This is a genomic window from Mesorhizobium sp. M7A.F.Ca.CA.004.12.1.1 (assembly GCF_003997835.1).
GTDB lineage: Bacteria > Pseudomonadota > Alphaproteobacteria > Rhizobiales > Rhizobiaceae > Mesorhizobium.
The window spans coordinates 1-2,952 of sequence record NZ_RZRK01000751.1 but is presented as its reverse complement, the minus strand read 5'-3'; the positions used below and the strand labels follow the sequence as shown (position 1 = coordinate 2,952).

Annotated in this window: 3 protein-coding genes; 1 reads left to right on the top strand and 2 read right to left on the bottom strand. The window is 65.2% G+C overall.

The window, feature by feature from the left end; all coding sequences use genetic code 11:
• On the top strand, positions 1-239 hold a 239-nt coding region (locus EN984_RS28920; RefSeq protein WP_348630241.1), incomplete at its 5' end, for a class II fructose-bisphosphate aldolase.
• A gap of 60 nt (positions 240-299) precedes the next feature.
• Here the strand turns inward: EN984_RS28920 and EN984_RS28915 are convergent.
• Positions 300-1,526, bottom strand: a complete 1,227-nt coding sequence (locus EN984_RS28915; protein WP_127270708.1) for a VWA domain-containing protein — start codon at positions 1,524-1,526, stop codon at positions 300-302.
• Positions 1,519-2,952 (bottom strand): DUF5682 family protein (locus EN984_RS28910; RefSeq protein ID WP_245480135.1); only part of this gene is annotated, 1,434 nt, incomplete at its 5' end. The genes EN984_RS28915 and EN984_RS28910, both read right to left, overlap by 8 nt.

Sequence of the window (2,952 nt, the reverse complement as noted above, 5' to 3'; positions counted from 1 at the left end):
TCGACACCGACAACCGCATGGCGCTGACCGGCGCGATCCGCAAGGTGCTGACCGAGAACCCGAGCGAGTTCGATCCGCGCAAATATTTGACACCGGCCATGGCCGCCATGCGCAAGCTCTGCAAGGAGCGCTTCGAACAGTTCGGCACCGCCGGCAACGCGCAGAAGATCAAGCCGCTGCCGGTCGCCGAAATGGCCAAGCGCTATAAGTCGGGCAGCCTCGACCCGAAGTTCGGCTGAGCTCCAGCCATTTATCCCAGAGCTGCCAGAAGCATCCTGGCAGCTCTGGCGACGGCTGTTTTACTCCGGAGTCTCGGCCTCGGCACGAACCAGCTTGATATCGGCGCCAGCCGCCCATGCGCCGATATCTTCCCGACGCAATGCCGCCGCCATCATGTCTGGAAACAAATCCGGCGTGCAGGCGAAGACCGGAATACCGAGGGCGGCCACCGAGCCTGCCATCTTCGGGTCATAACCCGGCCTGCCCTGGTCGGTCAGCGCCAGAAGCACCACGACGTTGACGCCGGAGCGAACGAGTGCAGCAAGCCGCTGCAGCAATTCCTGCCCGTTGCCGCCCTCATAAAGGTCGGTGATCAGCACCATATGCGACTTGGTCGGCCGTTCGATGCGGTCCGCGCAATAGGCCACGGCCTGGTTGATGTCGGTGCCGCCGCCCAGCTGCACGCCGAACAGGACTTCGACAGGATCGCTAAGCTCCTCGGTCAGATCGACGATCGCCGTGTCGAAGCAGACAAGCTTGGTCCGCACGACCGGCAGGGAAGCCATCACCGCGGCGAAGATGGAGGCGTAGATCACCGAGCTTGCCATCGAGCCCGACTGGTCGACGCACAGCACCACCTCATCCAGGTCGACCAGCCTTCGCTGTTTGCGCATGAAGCCGACCAGCTTCTCCGGCACGATGGTTTTGTGCTCGGGCTGGTAATGGCGAAGGTTGGCTGAGATCGTACGCGGCCAGTCGATGTCGCGCTGGCGTGGGCGGTTGGTGCGCTGCGACCGGTCGACCGCGCCGCGGATCGCCTCGGCTGTCTTCTGCTCCAGCCGCTGCATCAGCTTGGCGACGATATCGGCGATGATCGTGCGCGCAATGTCCTTGGTCTTGGCCGGCATGACCGAGCGCAGCGAAATCAGGTCGGCGACGAGATTGACGTCGGCCTCGATCGCCTTAAGGAATTCCGGCTCCATCAGCATCTGCTTCAGGTTGAGCCGTTCGAAGGCATCCTTCTGGACGATCTGGACGACCTGTGCGGGAAAGAACGATCTGATATCGCCCATCCACTGTGCCACCCTTGGCGCCGAGCGGCCGAGGCCGCCGCGCCGCTTGCGCGGATCGGCGGCCGCATCGCCGGCACCATCGCCGTAAAGCGCATCGAGCGCCGCCGAAAGCCGCTTGTCGGTGTCGGACAGCGCTGACGAGGTTTCCTCATCGGCACCGATCGCCAGGCGCCAGCGGCGCTCCCGTCCGTCGCCGGCCTGGATTGGTTCGCTCATTTCGGCCTCGTCATCCATTGCCGCTCCCTCCCGTCAGCAAGGGTCCGAGCCGTTCAAGATGGCGGCGCCACGCTTCGCCGCCATCCGGAGTCGGCGTCAGTCCGGCAGGCAGGCGTGCGGCGCGGCCGAGCACCGCTTCGATCAACCGCCGCCGCTCCATCGAGTCCAGATGCGAAAAGACCCGGCGCAGCAACGGCAGATGCGCAATGAAGGCGTCTTCGTCGAGGGATGCGAGCCAGGCATCCACCGCACCGCGCAGGCCCTCGTCGTAGATCAGCCGTTGGCCGGCAGTGCTGAAGAAACCCTCGAAGAACCCTGCAGCCTCGGTGACAGGCGTTCCTGGAGACAGACGTCGTGCGATCAGACCGGTTGCCGCGTCGGCTGACAGATGGCCGGCTTCGTAGAGCAGATGCGCGGCACAGCCTGCCACCAGCGCCGTCGAGCGCGATCCATCGAGCACCGCAGCCAGCCCATTGCGCCAGGCGTCCAGCACGTCCTGTTCAGGCTCGACCAGACTGATCGCTTCGTCGGCCTTGCGCATGGCGCCGACCAGCGTCGTGGATGCCTGGGCATCGAGGTCGCGGGCGGCATAGGCGAGCGCGATCCCGCCTTCGACGATCAGCCGCTCCAGCAGACCGGACAGACGGGCGGTTTCCGTCTTGCGAGCCTCGCCATAGCGGATGATGTCGGCGAGCGGCGGCACCGATGTCAGGATTTCCAGGCATTCGCTGCTGCGGGCTGCCCGTTCCTCCAAGGCCGCGAGACCGGCGATCGACGCTTCCGACAGGTTTGCCGTGATGGCGCCCTGGACCAGTGCGGCCATCGCATCAAGAGACGTCGCCGCGCCGATCATCTGGATCAGCCGACCATTGGCCGCCTTTTCGATGGTTGGTCCGTAGACCAGGTTCTCCACCAGTCGAACGGCATACTCAGGTTCCCACGACAGCGTCCAACGCTCGCGAAAGGTGCCGCGGCTACGGCCGCTGTCGATGAGTTTGCCCCAATGCACGCCAAGCACGGACAGCCGGTGCAGCAAGGTCGACCGAAACAGCCCGCTCTCGCTGCGCAGATCGACCGATAATTCGCGCTCCAGCGCCTCGGGCTTCAGCCGTGCCGCCTTCTGGTTGCGCTGCAGGTCCTCGATTAGCGGCGCCAGCGGCGTGTCTGGCGGAATTTCACCGACATCGGCGCCCAGCAGCAATTCGGCTTCGACCAGCGCCCACAGCAGCGCTTCCCCGTTGAACAGGGCGGCGATCGCGGCGTCACGCAATTCCTCGAAACCGGGCTTTGGCCGTTCACGGATCACAGCCAGCGTGCGGGCCAGCCGTTCGGCTTCGATCAGCGAGGCGGTCGAGACCATGTGCCCCTTGGCCCTCAGGACCGCCGCGATCTTCGCCAGCCAAAGGACCGAGGCGTCGCCTTGCCCGCGCGTCTGCCACAGATG